This is a genomic window from Stenotrophomonas maltophilia (assembly GCF_002799245.1).
Classification (GTDB): Bacteria; Pseudomonadota; Gammaproteobacteria; order Xanthomonadales; family Xanthomonadaceae; genus Stenotrophomonas; species Stenotrophomonas maltophilia_S.
In genome coordinates this window covers 1172033-1197074 of the sequence record NZ_NEQV01000001.1, presented here as the reverse complement: position 1 = coordinate 1197074, position 25042 = coordinate 1172033, and the positions used below count along the sequence as shown (strand labels likewise).

At 61.3% G+C, this 25042-nt stretch carries 24 protein-coding genes; 14 read left to right on the top strand and 10 right to left on the bottom strand.

Translation table 11 applies throughout. The features are described 5' to 3' along the window. Window positions 1-104: 104 nt before the first annotated feature. Both B9Y64_RS05630 and B9Y64_RS05625 read right to left on the bottom strand, forming a co-directional pair. Window positions 105-902, bottom strand: a complete 798-nt coding sequence (locus tag B9Y64_RS05630) for a siderophore-interacting protein (protein ID WP_100439817.1) — start codon at window positions 900-902, stop codon at window positions 105-107. 58 nt (window positions 903-960) lie between these two features. Further along, window positions 961-1521, bottom strand: a complete 561-nt coding sequence (locus B9Y64_RS05625) for a PadR family transcriptional regulator (RefSeq protein ID WP_100439816.1) — start codon at window positions 1519-1521, stop codon at window positions 961-963. A gap of 545 nt (window positions 1522-2066) precedes the next feature. Here B9Y64_RS05625 and aceE point away from each other — a divergent pair. The 5 genes from aceE to B9Y64_RS21885 all read left to right on the top strand — a co-directional run bounded on the left by aceE (window position 2067) and on the right by B9Y64_RS21885 (window position 9970). Further along, a complete protein-coding gene (gene aceE / locus B9Y64_RS05620; protein WP_100439815.1) occupies window positions 2067-4754 on the top strand; it encodes a pyruvate dehydrogenase (acetyl-transferring), homodimeric type in 2688 nt (895 codons plus the stop codon). Window positions 4755-4842: 88 nt separating this feature from the next. Then, window positions 4843-5880 carry a DNA cytosine methyltransferase gene (locus tag B9Y64_RS05615; RefSeq protein WP_100439814.1) on the top strand — a complete coding sequence of 346 codons (1038 nt, stop codon included), beginning with the start codon at window positions 4843-4845 and terminating at the stop codon, window positions 5878-5880. A gap of 88 nt (window positions 5881-5968) precedes the next feature. After that, window positions 5969-8113: an ATP-binding protein gene (locus B9Y64_RS05610; RefSeq protein WP_100439813.1), complete on the top strand. Its 2145-nt coding sequence runs from the start codon at window positions 5969-5971 to the stop codon at window positions 8111-8113. Next, window positions 8104-9363 carry a hypothetical protein gene (locus B9Y64_RS21890; RefSeq protein ID WP_157804485.1) on the top strand — a complete coding sequence of 420 codons (1260 nt, stop codon included), beginning with the start codon at window positions 8104-8106 and terminating at the stop codon, window positions 9361-9363. The genes B9Y64_RS05610 and B9Y64_RS21890 overlap by 10 nt, the downstream gene beginning before the upstream one ends. Window positions 9364-9373: 10 nt before the next feature. Beyond that, window positions 9374-9970, top strand: coding sequence for a hypothetical protein (locus tag B9Y64_RS21885; protein WP_157804484.1), 597 nt, complete (start codon window positions 9374-9376; stop codon window positions 9968-9970). Window positions 9971-10213: 243 nt separating this feature from the next. Here the strand turns inward: B9Y64_RS21885 and B9Y64_RS22520 are convergent, their stop codons facing one another. The 3 genes from B9Y64_RS22520 to B9Y64_RS05595 form a co-directional block, all read right to left on the bottom strand. Beyond that, window positions 10214-10531, bottom strand: coding sequence for an HNH endonuclease (locus B9Y64_RS22520; RefSeq protein ID WP_413482555.1), 318 nt, complete (start codon window positions 10529-10531; stop codon window positions 10214-10216). Window positions 10532-11616: 1085 nt separating this feature from the next. Continuing rightward, on the bottom strand, window positions 11617-11985 hold the full coding sequence (locus B9Y64_RS05600) for a hypothetical protein (protein WP_100439811.1): 369 nt from the start codon (window positions 11983-11985) through the stop codon (window positions 11617-11619). 453 nt (window positions 11986-12438) lie between these two features. Beyond that, window positions 12439-12864, bottom strand: coding sequence for an energy transducer TonB family protein (locus tag B9Y64_RS05595; protein ID WP_100439810.1), 426 nt, complete (start codon window positions 12862-12864; stop codon window positions 12439-12441). Window positions 12865-13072: 208 nt separating this feature from the next. On the opposite strand from B9Y64_RS05595, the gene B9Y64_RS05590 reads away from it, so the two are divergent. The 4 genes from B9Y64_RS05590 (at window position 13073) to B9Y64_RS05575 (ending at window position 16951) form a co-directional block, all read left to right on the top strand. Next, window positions 13073-13621 carry a hypothetical protein gene (locus tag B9Y64_RS05590; RefSeq protein WP_238379841.1) on the top strand — a complete coding sequence of 183 codons (549 nt, stop codon included), beginning with the start codon at window positions 13073-13075 and terminating at the stop codon, window positions 13619-13621. 4 nt (window positions 13622-13625) lie between these two features. Further along, window positions 13626-14600, top strand: a complete 975-nt coding sequence (locus B9Y64_RS05585) for a lytic enzyme (RefSeq protein WP_238379840.1) — start codon at window positions 13626-13628, stop codon at window positions 14598-14600. A gap of 113 nt (window positions 14601-14713) precedes the next feature. Then, window positions 14714-15640, top strand: coding sequence for an XVIPCD domain-containing protein (locus tag B9Y64_RS05580; protein WP_100439808.1), 927 nt, complete (start codon window positions 14714-14716; stop codon window positions 15638-15640). Window positions 15641-15805: 165 nt separating this feature from the next. Continuing rightward, window positions 15806-16951: a YncE family protein gene (locus B9Y64_RS05575; RefSeq protein ID WP_100439807.1), complete on the top strand. Its 1146-nt coding sequence runs from the start codon at window positions 15806-15808 to the stop codon at window positions 16949-16951. Between the two features lie 50 nt (window positions 16952-17001). On the opposite strand, the gene B9Y64_RS05570 is transcribed toward B9Y64_RS05575, so the two are convergent. From B9Y64_RS05570 to B9Y64_RS05560, 3 genes are all read right to left on the bottom strand, one after another. Then, window positions 17002-18123 (bottom strand): MrcB family domain-containing protein, encoded by a 1122-nt coding sequence (locus tag B9Y64_RS05570; RefSeq protein ID WP_100439806.1) that lies wholly within the window; start codon window positions 18121-18123, stop codon window positions 17002-17004. Window positions 18124-18357: 234 nt separating this feature from the next. After that, complete coding sequence (locus tag B9Y64_RS05565; RefSeq protein WP_100439909.1) at window positions 18358-18750, bottom strand: XVIPCD domain-containing protein; 393 nt, start codon at window positions 18748-18750, stop codon at window positions 18358-18360. Between the two features lie 75 nt (window positions 18751-18825). Continuing rightward, the gene (locus B9Y64_RS05560; RefSeq protein ID WP_100439805.1) at window positions 18826-19305 is read right to left on the bottom strand and encodes a nuclear transport factor 2 family protein; all 480 of its coding nucleotides are present in this window, start codon (window positions 19303-19305) and stop codon (window positions 18826-18828) included. Between the two features lie 221 nt (window positions 19306-19526). On the opposite strand from B9Y64_RS05560, the gene B9Y64_RS05555 reads away from it, so the two are divergent. The 4 genes from B9Y64_RS05555 to B9Y64_RS05540 all read left to right on the top strand — a co-directional run bounded on the left by B9Y64_RS05555 (window position 19527) and on the right by B9Y64_RS05540 (window position 23304). Beyond that, window positions 19527-20336: an alpha/beta fold hydrolase gene (locus tag B9Y64_RS05555; RefSeq protein ID WP_100439804.1), complete on the top strand. Its 810-nt coding sequence runs from the start codon at window positions 19527-19529 to the stop codon at window positions 20334-20336. A 119-nt stretch (window positions 20337-20455) separates the two neighbouring features. Then, window positions 20456-21406 carry a hypothetical protein gene (locus B9Y64_RS05550; RefSeq protein WP_100439803.1) on the top strand — a complete coding sequence of 317 codons (951 nt, stop codon included), beginning with the start codon at window positions 20456-20458 and terminating at the stop codon, window positions 21404-21406. A 166-nt stretch (window positions 21407-21572) separates the two neighbouring features. Continuing rightward, a complete protein-coding gene (locus B9Y64_RS05545; RefSeq protein ID WP_100439802.1) occupies window positions 21573-22232 on the top strand; it encodes a hypothetical protein in 660 nt (219 codons plus the stop codon). Between the two features lie 103 nt (window positions 22233-22335). Continuing rightward, window positions 22336-23304, top strand: a complete 969-nt coding sequence (locus B9Y64_RS05540; RefSeq protein WP_100439801.1) for a polysaccharide deacetylase family protein — start codon at window positions 22336-22338, stop codon at window positions 23302-23304. A 3-nt stretch (window positions 23305-23307) separates the two neighbouring features. On the opposite strand, the gene B9Y64_RS05535 is transcribed toward B9Y64_RS05540, so the two are convergent. After that, window positions 23308-24150, bottom strand: coding sequence for a class I SAM-dependent methyltransferase (locus B9Y64_RS05535; protein ID WP_100439800.1), 843 nt, complete (start codon window positions 24148-24150; stop codon window positions 23308-23310). An 89-nt stretch (window positions 24151-24239) separates the two neighbouring features. Then, window positions 24240-24656 (bottom strand): hypothetical protein, encoded by a 417-nt coding sequence (locus B9Y64_RS05530; RefSeq protein ID WP_100439799.1) that lies wholly within the window; start codon window positions 24654-24656, stop codon window positions 24240-24242. A gap of 90 nt (window positions 24657-24746) precedes the next feature. On the opposite strand from B9Y64_RS05530, the gene B9Y64_RS05525 reads away from it, so the two are divergent. Continuing rightward, window positions 24747-25031, top strand: a complete 285-nt coding sequence (locus B9Y64_RS05525; RefSeq protein WP_100439798.1) for a hypothetical protein — start codon at window positions 24747-24749, stop codon at window positions 25029-25031. The last annotated feature ends 11 nt before the right edge of the window (window positions 25032-25042 follow it).

The following is a 25042-nucleotide window of genomic DNA, read 5'->3' as shown; positions in this document are numbered from 1 at the left end:
GCTCTGAACCCACCAGACAGGTTCTGCACCCACCCAAACGCATGGGGAAGCTGCATGGGGTCAGAACCCTTTTCCACAGGGAAAGGGATCTGGCCCCGAGCCGGTCAATCGCCGTCGGTTTCGTCCGGATGCGCCTTCCAGTAGCCGGCCGAGCGGATCCAGTCGCGCGGCACGCCCAGGTGGCCTTCGATGAACTTGCGCATCATCCGCGCGCGACGCGATTCGGTGGCGATCCAGTAGTAAACGTCGCCTTCCGGCGCCTCGAAGTCGGTCAGCATGTCTTCCAGCAGCGTGCTGCTGGCCGCGGGGAAACCGTTGCGCTCCAGCCAGTGGATGCGCACGTTCTCGTACTGCGGCAGGTCCTGGCGTTCGGCCTCATCACCCACTTCGATGTAGGCCTGCACCTCGGCGCGCTCCGGCAGCACGTCCAGCCAACGGGCAATGGCCGGCAGCGCGGTCTCATCGCCGATCAGCACATAGGCGTCGTAGGTGTCGGCCACCACGAACGAGCCGCGCGGGCCGCCGATCACCAGCCTGTCGCCCGGCTGCGCGCGTTCGGCCCACGGCCCGGCAATGCCCTGGTCGTGCAGCACGAAGTCGATGGCCAGCTCGCCGGTTTCGTGGTCCCACCAGCGCGGGGTGTAATCGCGCGCTGGCGAGGGCTCCTTGCCATCCGGGTAGCTGCGGCCTTCGGCGGTCAGCACCGGCAGCACCATCTCGCCCGCAGCGTTGGGGAAGAACAGCTTGATGTGGTCGTCGGCGCCGGGCGAATCGAAACCGGCCAGCTCGTCGCCACCCAGCACGATGCGGCGCATGTGCGGGGTGACTTCTTCGGTGCGCAGCACGGTCAGTTCACGGAAGCGCACGTCCAGGCGCAGGCGCGTGTTGTTGTGTTCGGTCATGGGAGTACCTGCAAAGGTGTCGCGCCGGGGGCGCGGCATGGGGGAGACCTGGCTGGATTCAGTCTGGCTGGGTCGTTGAAAAGGGTGGGTTCTCGCTACCGGCAGTCCCGTTGAGCAGCGCAGACGCCCGGGTCAGCAGCGCCGCCACTTCTTCCGCCTCGCCCTCGGCCCAGCGGCCGTGGTGGTGCACCAGCGCCCGCTTGAAGTCGCGCAGGGCACAGGCCAGCGGCGGCGGCAGCGAGGCCTTGGTGATCTCGCGGGCGCGGTCGAAGGCACGCCGCTGCGCCAGCCGCACCTGGGTGCGCTGCACCTTCAGCTCGAACTCGCCGGCGGCGGTGATGCGGAAGATCCGCTTCCCGTCCACTTCCTCGGCCTCGATCCAACCGGCCTGCTCGAAGCTGGCCAGCAGCGGGTACATGGTGCCGGCGCTGGGCGTGTAGGCCTGCATGAACTGGTTGCTGATCAGCTGCATCAGCTCGTAGCCATGGCGCGGCTGCTCGCCGATCAGGGCCAGCACCAGCAGGCGCAGGTCGCCCCGGCTGAGCACCCGCGGCTGGCCGTTGCGGCGGGGTACCGCCGGATCGGTGGAACGGGCCCGGGGAGAAGGGTTTCGGCTCATTTCGATATATCGGTAAACGAGTGTGCAAACGATATATCGATATATCGAAGCCGGCAATCATCGATCCGGCCACAAGCAGGTCTGTTTTGGGCCACGCCGGGCTGCGCGCACAGCAAAAGGGGCGCCCCTTGCAGGGCGCCCCGGCGAAACCGTGGAAGGGATCAGGGCCGCCAGGCCCCTCACTCAGGGCCCACACTGGACCCGCTGCCGCCGCCCATCCAGAGGCAGATGCGACATGTTGTCGCCGGTTCAGCACCGTTGCTCGAATCGCCCCTACAGCGTTGCCGGAGTTGCCCTACAACCGTCATCGGCAGCAGTAACACTGCGTCCTGCACATGGGCGCAGCGGCCCGAAAGCGACAGCCCAAGCAGCCATCAAGGCCCGCCGCAGGGCCCTCAACGGGCCCGGCAAGCCCCTTGCGGACACTGGCCGGTTGCATCCATACGCCTGCGTAGCCAAGTGACGAAAGCCCTTGGTGCGCTACACTTTGCGGTCTAGAAATCTATACAACAGTCGCGCGCGTGCGTGCGGTTATGGGAGCGCTAATGAACTGGTTGAACGAGGTGCTGAACAACGACCCGAATCCTGTGGAAACCCAGGAGTGGATCGAGTCGTTGAAGGCCGTTATTGATGTCGAGGGCTCCGAGCGCGCGCATCAGCTGCTGGAAGGCATGGTGGAACTGACCCGTCGTTCGGGCGCCTACCTGCCGTTCTCTCCCACCACCGAGTACGTCAACACCATCGAGCCGCAGCTCGAGGCCAAGAGCCCGGGCAATGCCGAGCTGGAATGGCGCATCCGTTCGATCATCCGCTGGAACGCGATGGCCACCGTGGTGCGCGCCAACCGCAAGCCGGGTGACCTGGGCGGCCACATCGCCTCGTTCGCCTCCGGTGCCACCCTGTACGACGTGGGCTTCAACCACTTCTGGCGCGCCCCGAGCGAGAACCACCCGGGCGACCTGCTGTTCATCCAGGGCCACAGCGCCCCGGGCATCTACGCGCGTTCCTTCCTGGAAGGCCGCATCAGCGAAGAGCAGCTGGACAAGTTCCGCATGGAAGTGGACGGCGGTGGCCTGTCCTCGTACCCGCACCCGTGGCTGATGCCGGAATACTGGCAGACCCCGACCGTGTCGATGGGCCTGGGCCCGCTGGCCGCCATCTACCAGGCGCAGTTCATGCGCTACCTGGAAAACCGTGGCCTGATCGAGAAGTCCGACCGCAAGGTGTGGTGCTTCATCGGCGACGGCGAGAGCGACGAACCGGAAACCCTGGGTGCCATCGCCCTGGCCGGCCGTGAAGGCCTGGACAACCTGATCTTCGTGGTGAACTGCAACCTGCAGCGCCTGGACGGCCCGGTGCGCGGCAACGGCAAGATCATCCAGGAACTGGAAGGCGTGTTCCGTGGCGGCGGCTGGAACGTGATCAAGCTGCTGTGGGGCGGTTACTGGGATGCCCTGCTGGCCAAGGACAGCGACGGCGTCCTGAAGAAGCTGATGATGGAAACCGTCGACGGCGAATACCAGAACTGCAAGGCCTTCGGCGGCGCGTATACCCGCGAGCATTTCTTCGGCAAGTACCCGGAAACCGCTGCGATGGTCGCCGGCCTGAGCGACGACGACATCTGGCGCCTGAACCGTGGTGGCCACGACCCGCACAAGGTGTACGCCGCCTACCACCAGGCCGTGAACACCAAGGGCATGCCGACCGTCATCCTGGCCAAGACCGTGAAGGGTTACGGCATGGGCAGCGCCGGTGAGGCACTGAACCCGACCCACCAGACCAAGAAGCTGGACGACGAAGCGGTGCGCCACTTCCGCGACCGCTTCAACATTCCGGTGACCGACGCGCAGCTGGCCGACGGCCAGGTGCCGTTCTACCACCCGGGCCCGGATTCGCCGGAAGTGCAGTACCTGCAGGAACGCCGTGCCGCACTGGGCGGTTACCTGCCGCAGCGCCGCCGCAAGGCCGACAAGACCTTCGTGGCGCCGAAGCTGGAAGCCTACGACCGCCTGCTGAAGAGCAGCGGCGAGCGCAGCTACTCCACCACCATGGCCTTCGTGCAGAGCCTGAACATCACCCTGCGCGACAAGGAACTGGGCCCGCACATCGTGCCGATCGTGGCCGACGAAGCCCGTACCTTCGGCATGGAAGGCCTGTTCCGCCAGATCGGCATCTACGCGCCGTTCGGCCAGAAGTACAAGCCGGTCGACGCCGACCAGCTGATGTTCTACCGCGAAGACCAGAGTGGCCAGGTGCTGCAGCAGGGCATCAGCGAGCCGGGCGCGATCAGCTCGTGGATGGCCGCCGGTACCAGCTACTCGGTGAGCAACGTGCCGATGCTGCCGTTCTACATCTACTACAGCATGTTCGGCTTCCAGCGCGTGGGCGACATCGCCTGGCAGGCCGCCGACATGCGTACCCGCGGCTTCCTGCTGGGTGGCACCGCCGGCCGCACCACGCTGAACGGTGAAGGCCTGCAGCACGAAGATGGCTTCAGCCATCTGGTGGCCGGTGGCATCCCGAACGTGCGCAGCTACGACCCGACCTTCGGCTTTGAAGTGACGGTGGTCCTGCAGCACGGCACCAAGCGCATGATGGAAGACCAGGTGGACGAGTATTACTACGTCACCCTGATGAACGAGAACTACACCCACCCGGAAATGCCGGAAGGCGCGGCCGAAGGCATCGTCAGGGGCATGTACCTGCTGACCGACGCCGGCAAGCCGAAGAAGGGCGAGCTGCGCGTGCAGCTGCTGGGCTCGGGCACCATCCTGCGCGAAGCCATTGCCGCCGCCGAGCTGCTGGACAAGGACTTCGGCGTGACCGCCGACATCTGGAGCTGCCCGAGCTTCAACGAACTGCGTCGCGACGGTTTCGACGTGGAACGTGCCAACCGCCTGCATCCGGAAGGTGAGCAGCGCAAGGCCTACGTGACCGAGCTGCTGGAAGGCCGCCAGGGCCCGGCGATTGCCGCCACCGACTACGTGCGTGCGTATGCGGACCAGATCCGCGCGTTCGTGCCGATGTCGTACACCGTGCTGGGTACCGATGGTTTCGGCCGTTCGGATACGCGTGCGAACCTGCGCCGGTTCTTTGAAGTTGACCGCTACTACATCGCGCATGCCGCGATTGCGGCGCTGGCGAAGGAAGGGAAGATGACCGCGAAGGATGTGGCCCGGGCGATCAAGCAGTACAAGATTGATCCGGAGAAGGCTAATCCTGTTGGGGTTTGATAGTCAGGAAATCAGATCAAAGGGGCGCTCCAGAGGCAACTCTGGAGCGCTTTATAGTTGCAGGGAAGGTGTCTCGGTGGAGAGCAAAATGGAAATCAGCTGCGTGGACTTGTTCTGTGGGGCTGGCGGCCTTACGCATGGATTACGCGCTGCTGGCATTGAAGTCGAAGCAGGGGTCGATCTCGACTTGGCCTGCGAGTATCCCTACGAGATAAACAACCAAGGTTCAAAGTTTATTGCCGCGAATGTGGAGGAGCTTAAGGGGCGAGATGTAGTTGGGCTGTTTCGCCCTGGTGCATATTCACTCTTGGCGGGTTGCGCACCTTGTCAGCCGTTCTCTTCCTATAGCCAAGGTCGAGATACGACGGGCGATCGAAAGTGGGGACTTCTTAGGTCGTTTGGACGACTAGTTAGAAGTGTAAAGCCCGATTTCGTGACGATGGAGAACGTGCCTCAGTTGCCTGGGCATTCGGTATTCGACGATTTTCTTAAAGCGTTTAAAGGATATTCGGTCTGGTTTGATGTGGTGAACTGTCAAGACTATGGCGTCCCACAAAGTCGGCGAAGATTAGTTTTACTTGCGTCAAAGCATGGAAAGATTGAAATGCCTCTGCCGACTCATTCCAAACACGAACAACGCACGGTCCGAGACGCAATCGGCAATCTCCCTTCGCTCAGGGCAGGAGCAATGTGTGAGGCTGATTCCATGCATCAATCGGCTACATTGTCGAGCTTGAATCTAAAGAGAATCAGGCAGTCGGTGCCTGGAGGGACCTGGCGTGACTGGGATCAAAGTCTGCTGGCTGACTGTCATCGGCGTGATTCAGGTAAAACCTATCCGGGTGTATACGCTCGAATGGAGTGGGACAAGCCCGCGCCAACCATGACTACTCTCTGCTATGGCTATGGTAACGGCCGCTTCGGTCATCCAATAGATGATCGTGCCATTTCATTACGGGAAGCTGCATTGCTTCAGACGTTCCCTGGGTCCTACAAGTTTGCTCCCGACACAGAAAAGAACAACTTCAGGGTACTTGGGCGCCTAATTGGGAACGCAGTTCCGGTTCGACTCGGTGAAGTCATTGGCGGGGCTATTGTTAGACACGCGCGGTCGCTGGCAAATTGATCGTGATGGTTGTTGTGAGTTTATGGGAAGTTGCGCGAAAAACTGATTGATAAAGCAGTTTTGTGCAAGGGCCTGCTAGGAGCACAAGATGGATAGGAATGGAAGGCTAAAGTTCTCGGTCGACGCAGCACTTCTGAGGGAGCTCGGCGAGCGGCTAGTGGGTCAGGCGCACGTGGCTCTGGGGGAGCTGATAAAAAATTCTTACGACGCGGACTCTCGCAACTGTGAGATTCGTTTCAGCGAAGACCAGATCATCTTGTGCGACGATGGCCATGGAATGACTCCGGCTGATTTTGAGTCGTTCTGGATGAGAGTAGGCACCACACATAAGGCGACCCAGGCTGCCTCAATTGAATTGAAACGGCCTCTAACTGGATCGAAGGGTGTTGGGCGACTGGCCGTTCAGTTCCTAGCACAACACCTGAAAATTGAAACGCGCGCAAAGGGAAGGCGTGAACTACTGACGGTACGTGTCAACTGGCCTGCAGCAGTGGCCGCGAGCCAGCTTGTGGAGGCCGCAGTGGACTACGATATTGAAGATCAAAGCTCAGTTTTCTTCGCAGATGGCGCCGCGCATGGAATGCGGATCACGCTCAGTGGACTAAATCACGAATGGAATACTGGAGCGTTGCGCGCGGTTGCCAGAGAGGTTTGGGAGCTTGTCCCTCCCTTTGAGGAGCAGGACAGAAATTCCTTTAGAGTATCTGTATCTTCAAGCAATGGCGGTGAGCTAACAAGTGGATTTTCATCGCAGTTGAGAGCCGCGCTTGAGCAGTGGACGGCTCGAATTCGGGGGGAGATAGTTCGCGACTCATCTGGCTCCGCGATAGAGCGAGTTGTGGTCGATTTTTCTGATGGGCAGAGTTATTCGGAGAGTTTTCCTATAGACAACTGCTTGTTAAATAAGGCGGATTGGGAAATCAAAGTCTATAACTTGCGAGGGCGTCTCGCAAATGACGTTCCGGTTAATGAGGCGCGGATCTATCTTGAGCGTTATGGCGGCGTTCATGTTTATGATGGTCCATTCCGCCTCCCGTATTACGGCGTAAATCAGGATTGGTTGTCTCTGGAATTCGATCATTCGCATAGACGCGTCAAGTCTAAGCTATTGCCAGACGCCCTACATGTCCAGCGTGCACTCAACGACCTACCGACGCAGGGGCGTTTGTTCGGTGTTGTCAGGATTAATACCGGCATTGAGCAACGGCATTCAAGCGAGTTCGATGAGTCTTCAGTAGAGCATCTGCAGATTCAGGTGACTCGCGACAGGCTTGTGTCGAATGCAGCATATGATCAGCTGCGAGACGGCGTGCGCAGGTCGATCGACTATTACGCGACGAGGTCTATGCTTCGAAGGATTCAGTCGGCGCATGCGAATCGTCCAAGTGAACAGCCCTCAGAGCGTATATCGCGGATGTCCTCTGTTCTCAGTACATATGAGGGGGCAGTTCAGCCAGAGATCTATATATCATTAAAGCAAGAAATTGATGATTTTGTAGCTGCTAGCAGGCGTGAAGCCGAATACGTCGAGTCGATCCAGCAGCTCCTTGGGCCGCTTGCATCTGCAGGCATGGCCGCTTTGGCACTTGAGCACGAGACGAATCGCGAGCTGCTTATCCTGGATTCAATAGCCGACCAGATTGCCGGTACAAAGGGCAAGAAATTTGATCCTCAAGCTACCGCAGATTCGCTCCGCGCTTGGGTCAGAAGAGTTAAGGAGACGCGTAGTGTCTTTACGCCACTTCTCAGCAATGAGGATCGCTCGGCAGGTCATCGATTGCTTGTGGAAAAAATTGTAGAAAGAACTATAGCCTCCACTAAGGCTTTCACTGAGGCGGCCGTCATTGAGGTGGACGTCGATCGGGATCTGAGGTTTCCCGAAGGTAGCGTTGCAGAATGGAGCTCCATTCTTCAGAATTTGCTAGTTAATGCCGTTAATGCAATTCCATCAAGCCGACGGGATCTCAATATTCTGATTGAAGGTCAGTCGGAGGGCGGCCGCGCAGGTGTTCTGTGGGTTAGCGACGATGGTTCTGGTATCGATTTGAGCGCATCGGAAGCTCTGTTCGATCCGTTTAGGCGTACAGCTCAGCAATCAAATCGACTGGGTCTCGGGGGGCTGGGTTTGGGTCTAACAATCGTTCGAATGATTGCAGATAGCAGGAAGTGCAGGGTGTCATTTGTTCAGCCTAGGCCTGGATACCGCACGACGTTCGAGATGAAATGGAAGTAAAAAAGGGAGGTTTTATGCTTCGAGTGGCCATATGGGACGATCGTAAGGAAGAGTTGGAGGCGCTTTCGGCAAAGGTTGAGGCCTGCCTGAACATAGAGGGGCGGTGGGAGCTTGTTCGTTGCTCTGCCGCGGAAATTACAGAATCTGTAACGGAGATTGAGGGGTTCGTTGAAAAGTTGCAATTCTTTGGAGATAGTGCACTCGTCAAGCTTATTTCAGGATTTGACGTTCTTTGTATCGATTACGATCTGCGCACGCTAAATGGACACCAATGGCTGACGGCCGATAGTTTGGCAGGGTTTGTTAGGGTATTTACAAATTGTCCCTGTGTAATTGTTCTTAATCGCCCTCCAAGGACGGCCTTTGATCTGACAATGTTGGCGGGTTGGGATGGCCCGGCTGATTTGCAGGTACCCCAGGTTTCAATTACTCGCCCTGAATTCTGGACCGCAGACGTCAAGTCCCAAGCAGGCGCATTTAGACCCTGGTCATGGCTTCGGAAGAGAAATGCTCGGGCGCGGAGCGAAAAGAGAATTGAGGCCCTCCGTAAGGTGGATTGGAAAGAGGCGAACGTATTCGACTTTCTTGATATTTCTGATATTGCGAAGTCGCGCCTGTCTCAGCGAGCTATCGGTGCGCTTTCACCCTCCATTTCTTCTGAGCAACGCCTCACGTTACACGATTTCATTATCAGCGGGATGCGTGTTCTTCTTCCCGACAGTTGCGTGAAGCTTCAGGATGCATATGGAGGAGATGATAAAGTATATGAGGTGGCGATTCGGGCGCTGGCATTTGATTTGGCTCGCTGGTTCCGTGAGCAGCTTGTTGCTGGGCAGGACATTTATGTGGACATGCCACATCTAATCGCTAGATGTCCGTGGCTGCTCGGGCCTGATAAAATCGCTGACCTCAGCGAGTGGAATGGATCGATTAATTCGCTGGACCGAGTCTTTGAGCGTGAGCCCTGGCTTGCGGAATATCTTGTGAATCAATCCTATTGGGGCGATCGGGAGTGTTTTGATTGGCCGCGCCTCCAGTCAGATCCCCGTCTCTCCAGCGGTGCCGCAATTTTGTCCCAAATCGAGTTGCCGAGTTTTGTCTTCCAAGAGGATTCCTCATGCTTTGCTGAAGATGAAGAGTCGGAAGGTTATCTCGCTGATTTTGGTAACCTGTGGGATAGAAGGTATATCCGAAAGAATCGAGATGATGTCGATGCCAACTATGGTCCGCTCATTAGATTGGCACTTTGAGTGAGCTGAAATGGATAAACATAAGAGCCAGCATGGAAGCTTCTCGTCGCTTCTTTCTTCTCTCTTTCAACAGGGGTTGAAGTCGCCACCTCCTGTCCATGCATATAGCTGGATGACGGGTGGTAGGTTGCTCTCCACTGAAAGAGAGCTCGCCGCGATCACGAAGAGCATGAAGGGGGACTTCGGGCCTGCACTCATGCCTATAGCGTCGCCAAATGCTAATAAATTTAGTAACTGGCTAATAGCGATATGGGCCGGTTGGGATTTTGAGTCTGAAAACCCAAGTGCAAAGATTGAGGTGAGCTACGTTCAAGGATATGGCAAGGCATTTCATTTCCGATTTGAGAGCCCTCATCGAGGCAGGCATGGTTACCGGCACGCACAGTTCAGCAAAAACATATCGAACGCCGGAGTTGTGGGCACTCCTGTGAGCAATTGGGAGGTTCATGAAAGTACTCCTGCATTTCCTCTTCCTTGTGGTGATGAGGCCGGTCTATTAGTTGCGTGTGCTGTCTCCATATATGGCAGCCTCATGGATGAGGATCTCCGATCCAGAATAAGAACCATGAGCCTTAAGGATGAATTTCTCAGATCAATCGTCAATTAAGATTAATTTCATCTTCGCCCTATATGTAAGATATTTCGTGAATAACGCGGGGGCTCTTTGAGGGTGGCTGTTTGGTTGTTTGCGGGGAGGAAGTTGCCCTCCCCGCACATTAGTAAAAAATGCGATATGACGAGCGTAAACTTAATCTAAAATATATGGAATCTGCGGCGATCGTGTGCCGGTGGCATTTCTTGCGTTTATCGGCAGTGCCTAATATTTTCTGACATTTCGATCAATAAGTGTCTAAGGAAGGCCGCTTAGTCTTTGGGTCCAAGTGCACTGACAGTGATGCCACCTCAGTGAGTCTGTGCTTACTGCGAATTGTGCCGATTGTGGGGGTCGCAGTTCACGTCCTTGAAGCTCTCCGTAGGCGGATGGTCGCAGGCTTGGAGCAACCTCAATTTTCGATGAAGTGTCATCGACACTTATTAGATACAGATCGAAAAGAGTGTGAATGTCCGCTCGCAGCAGTAGACCATTACTGATCACATTGCTTGATCGGCCGGAGTACGGGCGGATATGGGCCGCTTCAAGTGCGTCAACCACATCGCATCCAGTCATTGCACATCGACCCGCATAGGCCTCTAACAGTGCCTTACGGAAGGCAGGCTGCCCGCGGCGCCGCACGATAGCTGCCAGCACACGCTGCCTCTCGTCCACCCCTTCTGTTGGGGAGAAACTGCCAGATGCCTCCGCCGCTGTGGCCTCCTGCTCCAACAGTCCCCTTGTAGGACCAGAGACCGACGTGAGCGTCTCATCAGAAAGCCCGAGGAGCTTGGCAAGTTTCGGCTCAACGTTCGCACCCACCTTCGATGCTGGAACAAGACCAGGGAGATAAGACATGCCTGCTTGATCCAGAACATGGGAGATGTTCTGCATGCGGTACTCCCAGGCCTTGGACGTACGTCCATGGCGGGCCGCCAGTTCCCGATAGACCCTCGCCTTCTCAAGGGCTGATCCATTGGCAAGACGGGCCTCCAGTTGGCGATACGCCTCAACAGCAGCAGCCAGTTCGTCTTCAGTCCACCTACTCACAGCCTTCCCCTGTCCGCGACCGCACGTAGCGACCTTGGGGAAGTGTGTCGTAAACGACACAATGAGTCGCTAATGGCTTGGGACGAAAGAGCGTAGCGCTGTCAGCGCAAACCGCAGACTGTTCAGGCCCGTCGGTACGTCTCGTATGTGGAGTTCAGTTGCAAAGACCTAGTCGGCCGGAAGTAGTCGGCTGCTCCAGCGTTGGAGTAGAGGTTGAACGCAAGGCATCTCACTGGCTCGGCCTATGAAGCCTAGGAAGAGCAACTGTGATGAGGAGTTGTCCACCAGCAGAGCGGGCTCACCTCGGCAAGTGAGCTCGAAGTACCTTGCTTCAAAGCGTCCGGCACCAAGGGCTGCATCTTCAGCCGCTAGGCTTAGGGCTTCCTAGTGCATGACAGCAAGCTCTGCAGCCGAAACCTTGGGGTAGGTCTTCAGCTCCAGATCGCCTTTTGGCAGGTGGAAGTGGGCGCGCGCTGAACCGAACAGCGCTACCAAATACAGTATTGCGTACCTCAGAGACTTCATTGGAAGTCCTGCAGATCAGGGACGAACGAACAATGGGGCCGCGACGACAGCCCGCAGCCTATTGCTTAAGATTCAAGCCCTCGGCTCTACTCCCGCACCTGCAACCGCTCACCCACCTGCGCCGTCAACGCCACACAAGCCATCTTCAACCCTTCCATCACCCGATCCCCCAGGTACTCCTCGGGCGCACCGTTCTGCCGCGTGCGCTCTGCAGCCAGCATCAGCTCGGCCACCACGCGCAGCCCGGCCAGCGCGCAATCCGCATCCGCCAGCTGCAGGCAGCGCCCAGGCAGTTGATGCCGCTCCGGCCAGGGCTGGCCATCCGCTGCCGCACCGGCGCCGATGCGGCGCAGCGTGGCGACGAAGGTGTTGGGATCGACGGACGGTTCGCGCTCGGCTTCGGCCTCGACCGGATCGAACCGCGTGTGCAGGGACCGGAAGTCCGATGTGTTCATGGCAATGCTCCGTACAGGACAGACAGCAGCGCCACCGATAAAGGTGGCGGACGATGCGTGGCTCGAAAACCGGTCTGTAGCGAAGCCGGTGGGTCCGAAGACCCCCACGCACCGCCCGCCATGGAACGCGAACGGATTGCCAGCCGGCGCCACGCAAAGGCGACGCCGGCTGACAAGCGTAAACACATCGCTACAGAACGGGTTTTCGACACCCGCGCCACCCTTTTTCGGTGGCATGCCAAGATGTACCCGCGCTGATGCGAAATGCCAAGAAACTGCAGAACCGGCGCCTACCGGTCCTGACGCTTTCGGCATTGTCGCACACGGTGTTAAGCCGGCAAGCGATTGCGCCGCAACGGTCTACAGGGGCTTGGCGCTATTGGCCCCAAGTGCAGGGATGCCCGCAGCCAGGGCCACGGCATAGGACCAATTACGACAGATTGGAGCAGCGCTTCAGCCGGGCGGCGCCTCGGCCGTGGCCGCGAAGCTCACACGCACCCGAACCCGCGCAGGCACCGCAGCCACCTCAACCACGACTGGCTCGAAGCGCCACTGGTCCACAGCGGTAAAGGCCGCACGATCAATCTGCCGCAGTCCGCTGGACCGCACCACCATCACGTTGGAAACGTGGCCCAGCGCATTCAACTGCGCAACCAGCAGCACCTCCATGGGAGCCTGCAGCCAGGTGTCCGGCGGCGTAGCGGGGGCCGTCGAGTACACAACCGCAGGCGCCCGCTGCAGCTCGAAGCTGGGGTTGTCACCGCGCTCTACGAACACTTCGGTGGAAACCTGTGGGTCTGCTGCCATGGCCATGGCAGGTGTCGCGCCCAGCAGCATCAGAACAAGGTTCAGTGCAAGGGTGGTGTTCAAACGGGGCATGCGTGGTTTCCATTCCGGGGTCATTGGCAGGAATGCCCATCCCGCCCCGGGGTTATGTGAAGCCAGTTCAGGTCCTGCCGCCCGGTGCGATGTATAAATTGCTGACAAGGGAGTGCCCGAATGTGAGGAACGGATGCGATATCTACTGAGGCCATGGATGGTACTACTGCCCCTGCTTATGGGCGGCTGTGGGTCCCAGGCACCCCAGATGTATGGTGATGGCTTCCCCGTTGCCAAGCCGATGGACCTGGTCCACGCAGGCGCGACGGTAGAGGCGCGTTTTGAGCTGCCGCCACCTTGGGAGAAGGATCCCAAACCTCGCACGTTCCTGATTGGCTTCCGTACCGGTGGGCCCGCCAAGCGCCCGGACATGAAGCCGGGAGATGTCGACTTCCTTGAAGACGCCCGGATTCCCCTGAAGGTGCAGCTGTGGAAGCTGGAGGGCGACACCGAAACGCCCATCGCGCTGCATGTATTGAATCGTGATCTGCCTGCTGTCTGGCAGGGCAGCCGATATCAACCGGCCAAGGGCGATGTGTACGAATACAGGAGCGCCGTCGGCGCGGATTCGAACAGTCTGGTCAACGCAGGAAAGTACGACATGTCACTGGCGTACAGGGAATACGAGGTGGCCCGTGCCGATGCGGGGGACCTGACGGCCGGGAAGTACCGGCTGAAGGTGACCAACCTTCAGGGCAACCCGGAAGTTGCACATCTCAACATCGAGCTTCTTGTCGCCAACTACAACGTGAAATAGGACTATGGACAGTCAATCGAATAGTGCAGCCGCATCCCAGGAAGGCAGGAAGGGCCCCTACACCGTCACGGTCTACCTCGCGGCCCCGGGCACACCTGTTGCAGGCAAGGATGGCACGACCCACTCATCTTCGGCGGGCCATGCCTACTTCATGGTTGCCGATGGTGACAAGAAAGACGGATATGGGTTCTCACCGATAAAGACGGGGATCACCGGGCCTGGGCATGTGGTCAAAGGGGAATTCGAGACCTACCAGAACCCGCGGTTTTCCCACACGCTCGAGATCACCAAGGATCAGTACGACAAACTGAAGGCGTACGGCGAGGCGAGCGTCAATCGCGATCAGGACCGCTTCAATCTCTATTACAACGGTCTGTCGAACAGCTGCGTCGATTACGTATGGACAGGCCTTGGTCAGGCCGGTCTGCGGCCTAAGCTCGAGAAGCCCGATCCCGGCTTCGAAGGGACGATGAAGGTGCTTCCGAACATCGATGCGCTGAAGAGCATTCCCAAGCCGTTCCCCGATAGCAAGCTCAATTCGACGCACGAGAATCCCCTCCCCAAGAAGCAAACCACATTGCAGAAGCTGTTGACCGAGGTGGAAGGCGAACTACCGCCGCAGGAGCGCGTGGCTGCACTGTCGCCGGAATCACAGCAACTGTTTGATCGCATGCGATCGGACTTGCCTGGGAGGGTGAGCGATGCGCAGGTGATGTCGGCGATGGTTGCCGCGCGCGAGAACGGCATTCACCGGCCGCAACAGCTGCGCGATGTGGTTTTGCAGGAAGAGAAGATCTTCGTGATGGGCACGACGCCTGGCTTCAGGGCCATGGTGGATCTGAGCCAGCCTCAACAAAGCCTTGAGGAGGGGCTGGCCCGCAGTCAGCAGATCGACACGCGAGTGACTGAGCAGACCCGTCAGGAAACGCAGCAACGTGAGGCGGCGACGCAGACGTCAGGCGGCATGCAGATGGGCTAGTGCCGCCACACAGAGGCATTACGGCTGCCCCGGCCGGGGCTCTGCACCTGCCCGCGAACCCACCTATGCGATCATCCGGCCAGGACCGCAGCACCCATCAAGGCTGAACAGGCATGGAGCAGGCAACACGCTACACCGCAACGCTTTATCTGGCCGCCCCCGGTACCCCGCTGAAAAGCGGAGGCATTTCGCCGCGCGGCCATATGTATCTGCAGGTGGCGGCGGGCGACGAGGCCCACAGCTACGGCTTCGCACCGCCGCGCCAGGCGCCGGGCGAAACCCATGCCGGCGTGCAGTACGCGCAGGTGCGCCACGACGATGCCGACGAGCATCTGCACCCGTACTACAGCCGCACCCTGGAAATCTCCGAGGAGCACTACGGCTGCCTGCGTGATTTCGCCGAGGAACCGGCCGAGTTCGAATTCGATGTGGATCGCCCGGCCACCATCAATCGCTGCAGCGATTTCGTCTGGGCGGCGCTGCATTACGCCGGCCTGCATCCGCTGCCGGCACCGCTGGACGGCGGCAGCAACCTGGGCGAGTTCGCGGTGCTGTTCAACCTGCCGGAAATCCAGTGCATTGCCGCGCCGTTCCCGGGCAGCGATCTGAATGCCGAAACCCACCATGCGATGCCCGAGCGCGAGGCCGAGCATCATCGCCAGGGCGGCCGTGCCAGCGATGAGCCGCCGCCGACGCCGATCGAAGTGGCCGGCACGCTGCTGGATCCTTCGCATCCAGACCATCGCCTGTTCTCGCAGCTGATCCAGAAAGTGGCCGAGCTGGACGCGGCGCACGGGCGCCCGTTCGATGCCGCCAGCCAGCGCATCAGTGCCAGCCTGCTGGTGCTGGCCAAGCAGAACAATCTCTCGCGCGTGGACCACGTGCTGCTCAGCCGGCCGACCCGGAACAGCCACGCCGCCGAGAGCATCTTCATCGTGCAGGGCGACCGCGATGACCCGGGCCACCGCCGCGCCAGCATCGCCACCGAGGTGGCGGCCAAGACCGATGTGGCCGATTCGCTGCGGTTGAAGGAGCAGTAATCCGCGCGCCTGCCACGCCCGCGCAGGCGCACGCCACGCCCCCCACCTGCTACCATTCCCCCGCAACCCCAGCCAGCCCACCCGCGCAGACAGATGCAGGTCGGGCCGTCGCAGTACGGCCCAGCGAGCCAGGACACCTTCCCGTGCCCATTCAAGGACGCTCGCATGTTCCGTAACCCTCTCTTCCGTTCGGCCGCGTTGGCCGTTGCCGTTTCGCTCAGCCTCGGCGCGCCTTCGGCGTTCGCCGACAACGCGCCTGCCGCCAGCGCCACCACCGCCGTGCAGCGCCAGGCTGTGGCCAAGGGCCTGTACGAGCTGGCCTACAGCCCGAAGCAGAACGCCGTGTTCGTGGCCTCTTCCGGCGGCTTCGGCGATGACGCGGGCCCGGCCCAGGTGCTGCGCCTGAACCCGTCCACGCTGGCCGTGGAAACCCGTATTCCGCTGGAGCGCAAAGCCTTTGGCGTGGTGCTGGATGACGCCCACAACCGCCTGTACGTGGGCAACACCGTGGACCTGTCGGTGACCGTGGTCGACACCGCACAGAACAAACCCGTCGGCACCATCCAGCTGATGGAGAAGAAGACCGGCAAGGACGGCAAGGCTGCCTACACCCACGACCTGCGCGAGCTGGTGGTCGACAGCGCGGCCAACCGCCTGTACGTGACCGGCCACAGCAGCCAGCCGGACGTGAGCAGCGTGCTGTTCGTGATCGACACCACCACGCTGAAGGTGATCAACACCATCGACGGCCTCGGCAATGCCAAGGCCCCGGGCCTGGCGCTGGATGCGGCCAACAAGCGCGTCTACACCAGCAACCTGCTGGCCGACCTGGTGGTGGTGGGCACCGATTCGAACAAGGTGGTGGCGCAGCACAAGATCGCCGCCGAGCAGCCGATGAACATCGCGCTGGACCCGGCCGGCAAGCGCCTGTTCGTGACCGACCAGGGCTCGGAATTCCTGCGGGGCTACCAGGCCAAGAGCAGCGGCCTGGTCAGCAAGCATCCAGGCCAGCGCGTGCTGGTGCTCGACCGCAGCACCGGCAAGGAACTGGCCAGCATCCCCACCGACGCCGGCCCGCTGGGCATCCTGCTGGACGCACCGCGCAAGCGCCTGTACGTGACCAACCGCGAAGCCGGTACGGTGACCGCCTACAACAGTGACAGCTACCAGAAGGTGGCCACCTACACGGTGCCGACCCACCCGAACAGCCTGGCGCTGGATGCGAAGAACAACGTGCTGTTCGTGAGCATCAAGAACGGCGAGAAGGATGACAAGGGCGCTGACGAGAGTGTGGCGCGGATCCAGCTGTAACGAGCAAGCATCGGCCGCGCTTGAGAGAAGCGCGGCCGATTCGTTGGGTTCTACGCAATACGATATCGATAGGCGAGAGCTTGCAGATTCGCATCTGAGATTCGCCACGGCTGCTGAATGTGCGCGGTTCCGCCGGCGCAAACGGGTACGCCGTCGTGCGAGTGCAGTTGGATGCCGTGGACGACGAACAGGCCGTTGTTCGGATGATGCTTTAGGTGGTGCTGCACTTCGTTCTTGGTGAGCACGATGTCACCCAATCCACCGGTGGTTCCCTTCACCTCGATGTAGTGAACTTGGCCTTCCTTTCTAATCTCTAGATCGTAAGGGGCGTTGGCACTCGTATCCTTGATTTCATATCCTGCGCTGCCGAAGTGCTCCTTGGCCAGTGCCATCGCCCGCAACTCCACTGCACGGCGCTGAGGCTGCGTGAGCCCAAAGCCCTGTCCAGACTTCTTGCGACCCGAGGCGGCCTCTTCGATCGCCTCGACCACTGCAATGACATCCGGTGAGGTTTGGCCGCTACGCTTCTGGGCCGGCTCGCCTCGATAGATGCTCTTCAGTAGACGCGCCATCGTGAGCATGTCGGCGCGCAGTTGGTCATCGGATGGAACGTGATCCTTGGCGTAGAAATACGAAACAGCTGTGGTGCTTTCGTAAGCCTTTGCCAGAGAACCGTTGCCCAAAGTCATTGATTTGAGCAGTCGCGGATCCGTGGTGATGTTATTCTCAAGTATCTCCAAGGCCCATCTGGTTAGGCGCTGAGTCTCGCCCGGGGAACGCTTGATAAAGTCGCCATCAATCTTCTCGGTGGAAGCATGGGAGACCGCTAGATAGACGCCGGAGCCATCCTCGCGGAACAGCCACACCACATACCAGCCCTCGGTTGCGGTAGGCGAGCGCGCTTCCGATGCAAAACGAACCCACGGAACTTGGGACTTTCTGCCGATCCCATCACGCCCAACGAGTAAAAAATCCCCCGGCTCGATATCTGATGCAAGGCGGAGTTGCTCGGCGTTCTCGCTAATCAGCTTAGGCAGCTGATGCTTGATGATCTGGCCGCGCGCCTGCATGGCAGCTGTCGGTAATGAGCTGTATTGAGGCTGCAGTTCCATCACGTTCTGCAATTCGTCCCTGATACCCACGACGCCCCCTGCGCTCTTTTCGATAGGCACAATTAATGCATGCAGGGGGATCGATCCGCAATGCGTATCAAGCTGGAGTCATTGGCGCCAAGGCTTGTCGTTTGTGAATGGTTTGGCGCAGATGTGGCCAGTAGCGCCCGCAGTTCGAGGTAAACGGGGCTACGATCGGGATAGCTTCCGATTGGACTGAATCTCGGGTAGGGCGCTGCAGTTCCGCGGGCGTCCTGGTCACGTGTGGGCCGGCTCCGAGGAGCGCCGGTGTGGTTACCCCATCCGGGGTGCAGGATTCTGCATCTCTTGCGCCTGCGCCTCGACCGGCTGCTGAACATCCAGCCCCAGCTTCTGCATCGATTGCTCCACCGGCGTCTGCGCGGCCACAGCGGTCGGCATCATCGCGCGCAGGTGCGCGGGGTTGGCCGGGTCTCCCTGCACCACGAAGATGGTGTGCCCGGCAGGGTGCTGGGCCGTGGCGTTGCTGACCAGTACGTGGTCGACCTGCTGCAGGCCCTGCTCGCGGGCGAGCACGGTCAGGCTGGCGGTCAGGCGCTCGCTGGACTGGTCGAACGGGCGGCCATGCTGGGCGTCCAGTGCGGCCACGCCCTGGCGGACCTGCTGGTTGAGGCCATGGTCGGGGTGGTTGAGGCTGATCTCTGCCATGGCGATCGAACGGTAGCGGTGGGGCGTGGTGGACACGGTCAGTATAGATCTGGCCGGTGGAGCGCGCCCGGCGGGTCAGTCCGCCGCTCGGTGGTCATAGCTGATCACCCGCTCGGCCAGCCAGCGCCCGTCCACGCGCCGCCAGACCTGGATGAAGCGGGCCTGGCCCACCCAGCGCTCCACACCGTCCTTGCCGCGCTCGTGGAAGCGGTGGTCGCCGATTTCCAGCGCCCGCTCATCGTGCAGCGGGAATACCTGCAGCGAGGGCTCCACCAGCTCGCGGCGCAGGTGCCAGCCGCCCTTGCGTGCGTTGTCGCACATGCTGGCCACGCTGCGGCGGAAGTCTTCGCGACTGCTGGCCGACTTGCCGTCCTTGTCATGGAAGAACTCCATGTCTTCGGTGGTCATCGCGGCGGCCTTGTCGGCGTCGCAGGCCTCGAAGGCCACCGCAAAGAGCTGGGTGTCGGCCTGGCGGATCTGTTCGCGCAGGTCATCGGTGGAGGGCGGTGCGGCGGCGAGGCCGGCGGCCAGCAGGGGCAGGGTGAGCAGCAACATGGCGAAACTCCCGGGGATGGTCCGCGCAGGCTGGCATGCCGGTGACCACGGCGGTACGGCGCTGCGACGAAACCGGGAAGGCGCGGTGCGAAGGCGGGAAATACCGGCGCGGTGCCCGATGACGGCGTGTGCAGGCGATGTCATGAGCGGGCGCGTTTCCCTCACGGTCGCGATAGGGCCCGGTCACTAGGCTGCAATCCTCCCCTTCCACAGGAGCTCCCATGCCTGCTTCCCGCGTCCGCCTGCATGTTGAAGACAGTGGTGGTGACGGCCGCCCGGTGATCCTGATCCACGGCTGGCCGCTGTCTGCCGATGCCTGGAAGACGCAGGTGTCGATCCTGCGTGATGCCCAGTACCGGGTGATCAGCTACGACCGGCGCGGCTTCGGCCGCTCCGACAAGCCGGCCGAGGGCTTTGACTACGACACGCTGGCGGCGGATCTGGCGGGGGTGATCGAGGAGCGTGATCTGCGCGATGTCACCCTGGTCGGCTTCTCGATGGGCGGCGGCGAGGTGGCGCGCTACGTCGCCAACCATGGGCAGGAGCGCCTGCACAGCGTGGTATTTGCCGCGGCGGTGCCGCCGTACCTGCTGCGCAGCGACGACAACCCGGATGGCCCGCTGACGCAGGACAAGGCCGATGAAATGCGCAGTGGCCTGGAGAAGGACCGCGAGGCATTCTTCGACGGCTTCACCCGCGACTTCTTCAGTGCCAATGGCAAGCTGATGGTCACCGAGGAAGAGCGCCAGGCGGCGATCGCGCTGTGCCATCAGTCCGACCAGGCGGCGGCGCTGGGCTGCATGCACGCGTTCGCGACTACCGATTTCCGCGCCGACCTGAAGAAGATCACCGTGCCGACGCTGATCCTGCATGGTGACAGCGACGCCATCGTGCCGTTCGAGGGCTCCGGCCAGCGCACCCATGAGGCCATTGCAGGCAGCGAGGTGGTGATCCTGGAAGGCGCGCCGCATGGCTGCAACACCAGCCATGCCGATCACTTCAATCTGGCGCTGCTGAACTTCCTGCGTTGAGTGACGGATTTCTCATTATTTGTGTGATTAGGTGGTTGGTTTAAATCCTGTTTGGCTGGAGTTAATGAAGCTAGGCTCGGCACGGTCGATACCGATGGCGGCATTCCATCGAGATCGAAATGGCAACGGAACTGGCTTTCAGTACGGAATTCAACGACACCATCAACGCCGAACGCGCCTACGAGCTGTACTGGGCGGACGTGATCACCGACAAGCGCGCGTTTCTGTGCACCGAGCATGAGAATGGCTGCCCGGCGACGTACACCTGCGCGAACATGGATACCGAACAGCTTCAATTGAAGCAGGTACCGCATTTCCGCATCCAGCATGAAAGCGAGCCGCACATGGACGGCTGCCACCATGTCGCTCAGCTGGAGGTACGGGGAGGCAGTGGAGACAGTCGTCCCAGCGACGTGGGGCAGCCGGCCCCCGACCGGTTCCTGCTTGCGCGCCCTGCAGGACATTTCGATGTTCGTCAGGGAACAACGACCGGGGCCGGCCCCGGTGCGGGTGGCCGAAGCAGCAGCGGCGAATCGGGTGGCACGCGCAGTCGCCGCACCCAGTTCTACTCGCTCGCCGCACTGGTGTCGCGCTGGCTCAAGGCCAGGCGTTACGACGTGGATGACACGACGATTGTCAGCGCGGGTACGCAGGAACCCATGAGCTATCGGGAACTGTTCGAGAACTTCTTCAAGAAGCGCCCTCATCTTTCCGGGAGCACGCGCGTGTACTGGAGCACGGCACGGATCCGGAAGACCGACGATGGCTTCAAGATCACTTTCTGCGAACCGGTCGTGTCCCTTGCCGGTGAAACGCTTGCGGAACCTTTGCGCCCCACGGCGATGATCTGGAACAGTGTACTGGCGGCGTCGGAGATGAAATCCCTGCACACCCGGCGGCTTCTGCGCTTTGCGGAAAGCAAGGCACGCTGCGTCGTTTTCCTCTATGGGATGCCCGCGCTGCGGGAAAAGCAGTCAGGGACCTATCTGAATTTCGACGTAAAAAGCTTGGACCTCGTCGATGTGCAGGATACCGATGTCTTCGACAGGATCCGGCGCGCCAAGGAGTGAGTGGCTGCCATCCCCGTGAGATAGCAGTGAGGCGGGTGCAGGCGCTGTACGCATGCATCCGCCGAACGCGGAGTGACGTTGGTAGGCGGACGCGATGTCGCATCCGCCAGCCGACAGGCAAGAGGCGCTTGGTTAGGATGGCTCTTTGCTGTCATGCAATGAACCGATGAACGCTGCCGCTTCCCGAATCCGCTGCATCTGTGGGCAGGGCCCGATCCTGCTGATGCTGCAGCTGGTCGCATTGCTGTCCGTCGCATTGGCCGCGGGTTTCTTTCATTACCGGGTTGGCCTGCTGCTGGAGCCGATCAACGCGGCCTGCGGTGGCCCGGATGAGCAGGCACGGTTGCAGGTGGCCGAACAGGTAATGGCGCGCGCCTGTGCATTGGATGACTGGCAGCCGCTGGGCTGGATCCCGATGGCGGGCATGGTGCTGGCGTTGCTGGGGGCGCTGGCGGTGTGTGCGAGCCGCGCGCTGTGGCTGCGCGATCAGCTGCGCACGGCGAACGTGGCATTGATGCTGCTGCACGGTGGCGCACTGGGCCTGGCCGGGTGGACGCTGCATCTGTACGAGAACGCATGGAGCAGCGTGGCGCGGCTGTCACCCGCGGCGTGCCTGATGGACCTGGTGGCGGATGGCAATACCCCGTTGGCGAAGGCGCAGCACGTGGTGTTCCACATTCTGACGCGCGAGAACGCGATGCTGCTGCGCAATCCGGATGATCTGGCACTGGTGCTGGTGGTATTGCTGCTGGCGACGATGGTGGGCGGCATCGTGTTGTGGCAGGCGATCGCGCGGTCCTGGGCGACGCCATTTGCAGGGGGCTGACCGGCATCCGGATTCAACAGGTTTCATCACCCGCGGGGCCTGCACTCGGCGGCGCGCGGCAATCGCGCTACAGTCGACGCCTCGCCACTCCAGGGAAGACCCGATGCGCTTGTTGCTGCGTGTGTTGCCGTTGCTGCTGTTGTCGCTGGCGGTGCACGCCGCCGAGGTGGATCGCCGCATCGCGGTGACCATCGACGATCTGCCGTGGGCACGGCTGGACGAGATCGTGCCGCCGGACCTGCAGGCGCGGCACGAGGCGTTGATGGCCCAGCTGCATCAGGCGGGTGTGCCGGTGGTCGGCTTCGTCAACGGGAACAAGCTTGAGGTGGACGGGCAGGTACAGCCGGCGCGGGTGCAGATGCTGCGCGACTGGCGGGATGCAGGCTATGTGCTGGGCAACCACACGTACTCGCACATGGATCTGAATGCGAAGGGCGTGGCAGCGTTCCAGCAGGATTTCCTGCGCGGCGAGACGGTGCTGCGGCCGCTGCTGGCCGAGAAGGGGCTGGTGCCGCAGTGGATGCGCCATCCCTATCTGCGTGCCGGGCGTACCGCGGACGAGCGCGTGCAGATGGATGTGTTCTTCAAGCAGCACGGCTACCGCGTAGCGCCGGTGACGGTGGACAACGGTGAGTGGGTATGGGCGTTCGCCTATGCCAACGTGATGAACGAGCAGGCAGACTCACCTGCGCGCGAGGCAACGCTGGCGCAACTGCGCAAAGGCTACGTGCCGTACATGCTGAACAAGCTGGACTACTACGAGAAACAGTCGCAGGCGCTGCTGGGTTACGCGCTGCCGCAGGTGTGGCTGATGCACGCCAACGAGCTCAATGCGGCGACGTTTGCCGAACTGGTGGCGGCCACCCAGCGCCGGGGCTATCGCTTCATTTCACTGGACGAAGCGATGCGCGACCCGGCCTATGCACGCGGCGCCGAAGGCTACAACGGGCGCTATGGCCCGAGCTGGCTGCACCGCTGGGCGATGGCGGAAAAGAAGCCGAAGGACTTCTACGCCGGCGAACCCGAGGTGCCGGCGTGGGTGATGAAACTGGCCAAGGTCGATTCGGAGTGAGGCTCAGCGCTTGACGGCCAGCACGCCGTCAAGCGCCAGTTCGGCCTTGAAACCGGCCTTTTCCAGGCGCTTGGCCACTTCACGTGGTACGTCGCGGCCGCTGGTCAGCTTGTTGGGCGCACCGGTGTAATGGAACAGGCGGCCGCCCTTGCGGATGACGCGGGCAAGATGGTCGTAGAACACCTGTGAGTACAGCTCGCCGGCAATGCCGAAGCGCGGCGGGTCGTGCAGGATTGCGTCGACACTGTGGCTGGCGACCTGTTCGATCTGCTGCGAGACGTCGCCGTGGCTGAACTGCAGGCGGCCACCGGCGGCCGCCGAGTCCGGATCGGGTGACCACGGGTTGAGCGTGCGCAGCCACATCACGTCGGCGTTCTTCTCGAACGAGCGGATCTGGCCGACACCGGCTTCCAGTGCACAGGCGGCGAAGTAGCCCAGGCCACCGCAGGTATCGAGGATGACCTTGCCGGCCGGAGCGACCAGTTCCACTTTGCGGCGCGCATCCTCGAACGGCGACAGCTTCGAGGTCGGCAGCATCTTGATGCCGTCGATCTCGAAGGTCGGTGCGCCCCATTCGGTCGGCACCAGCTTGATCAGCGAGCCGCTGTAGCGCGAGATCGGCGCGAACGCCTCGCCATCCCAGTAGTACAGCGTGCGGTCCTTCAGCTTGCCCGGCCAGGGGTAGGGCTGGCCACGGAAGTGGAAGCCGTCCGCATCCAGCGCCACGCTGTCCTGGCCGCGGCCGAGGTCGAGCGAGCCCTGCCACTCGGTGGCGCCCTTGTCGTGGGCACGGCGCAGGGTATCGGCGCTATCGCGGGTCAGCAGGGGGCCGGTGTAATGGGGCACGGCAGGTACCGGGGCGGTTCGGGGGAGGGCATGGTACCGCAGCTGTTGTAGAGCCACGCCTGTGCTCGGATCTGCAGCTGCCCTTCCGCTCAATCGCACTTCACCGCATACACCGGCCCGGCGCCGATCAGCATCAGTGCCATGTAGTCGCTGTCGCTGGCCTTGCCCTTCAGCGTCGCGCCCTTGTTGAAGTGGAAAATGCCGAAGCCGCCGGCCATGCGGATCAAGGCGCTGTCGATCTGTGCGGCATCGTCGCGGAAGTAGCGGCTGATCTCGCTGGAGGTGGCCTTGTGCAGGGCATTGGGTTCGCGCTGCCACTGCTCGCCACGGCTGAAGGAAACGAAGTACTGGCCGCCCTCCTTGTCGATGCGGAAGTCGGCGGGTTTGCGTGCGGCGGTGGCGAAGCAGCCCTGCAACGGGTCGGCGGAGAAGGGAAGCCGCGCGTCCTCGCCGCAGGCGGTGAGCAGCAGGAGGGCACCGGGCAGCAGCAGGCGGAGCGTGCGCATGGGATGTCCCTACGGGGCGGGTGCGGCTAGTGTAGGCAGCATGCGGGCGTGGCCCGTACAGAAATTCGGCAAGAGCACAGGGGTTTTCGGATGGCGCAGGGCAAGGCACCGTGGTGCGGCGTAGCCAGTTGGCTGGGGATCGCCGTGGGTTGGGGAGCAGGCACATTGGCGGCGCAGGCCGCGGTGACTGCAGGCGGCAATGGCCTGGCCGCAGGGTTGGGTGTGGGCGTGCTGGGTGCGGCGTTGGTGGGCTGCGGCCTGGCGGTGGCCTCGCGCGTGCGCGGTGAGCGCTGGCCGTGGATCGGCATCGGCGGTGCGGTGCTGAGCGCGCTGCCGCTGCTGATGTACCTGCTGCGGATGATGCTGAAGCTTTGACTGTAGGGCCG